Source organism: Massilia pseudoviolaceinigra, assembly GCF_030846505.1.
Taxonomy (GTDB): Bacteria; Pseudomonadota; Gammaproteobacteria; order Burkholderiales; family Burkholderiaceae_D; genus Telluria_A; species Telluria_A violaceinigra.
This window is the reverse complement of sequence record NZ_JAVCWL010000119.1, coordinates 1-903: the sequence shown is the minus strand read 5'-3', so window position 1 is coordinate 903 and position 903 is coordinate 1. Positions and strand designations below refer to the sequence as shown.

The 903-nt window shown below is 57.6% G+C and carries 1 protein-coding gene; it reads left to right on the top strand.

Annotated elements, in window-relative coordinates:
- Positions 1-88: 88 nt before the first annotated feature.
- The coding region (locus RBA40_RS33350) for an IS5 family transposase (RefSeq protein WP_306653203.1) at positions 89-903 on the top strand (815 nt) is incomplete at its 3' end.

The window sequence follows — 903 nt, the reverse complement described above, 5'->3', positions numbered from 1 at the left end:
GGAAGCACTGATTTATTCATCCGACACCGTGCCGGGCTCGTGCGATACCTGAGACAATAACAGCGCCTCCACGACAGCCCAATCGATCATGCAGAAGAGTTTTTCCGATCTCGAATACGCCGCCAAGAAGAAGCTGACACGTCGTGACGTGTTCCTGGCAAAGATAGACAGTGTGACGCCATGGTCGCAGTTGCACGCGCTGATCGAACCGTTCTATCCCAAGGCTGAAGGTGCTGGCCGCCCGCCGATCGGCTTGGCGCGCATGTTGCGGATGTACGTGGTCCAGCAATGCTTCGGTTTGTCCGATGAGGGGATCGAGGACGCGGTCTATGACAGCCAGGCGATTCGTGGCTTCGTCGGTATCGATCTCAGTCGCGAGCAGGCGCCGGACGCCACGACGCTGTTGAAATTTCGCCGCTTGCTGGAGAAGAACGAGCTCACACGCAAGATCTTCGAAACGATCAACGGGCATTTGGCGGCCCAGGGTTTGATGATGCGCGAAGGCACGATTGTGGATGCCACGCTGATAGCCGCGCCGCCATCGACCAAGAACAAGGACAAGAAACGTGATCCCGAAATGCACCAGACGAAGAAGGGGAACGACTGGCACTTCGGGCTCAAAGCGCATATTGGTGTTGACGCGAAGTCGGGACTGGTACACACGGTGGTGGCCACTGCCGCCAATGTGGCCGATGTGACGCAGGCACATGCATTGCTGCACGGCGATGAAGTCGCGGTACTGGGCGATGCGGGATACCAGGGCGTTGAAAAACGCGAAGAGAATCTTGAAACGAAAGTGACTTGGCACGTCGCAATGAAGCGAACCAAACGCAAGGCGCTGCCTGCCAACAAACTCGGCCGCATGACGGAAAAGCTGGAGCACTTGAAGGCAAGCGTGCGGGC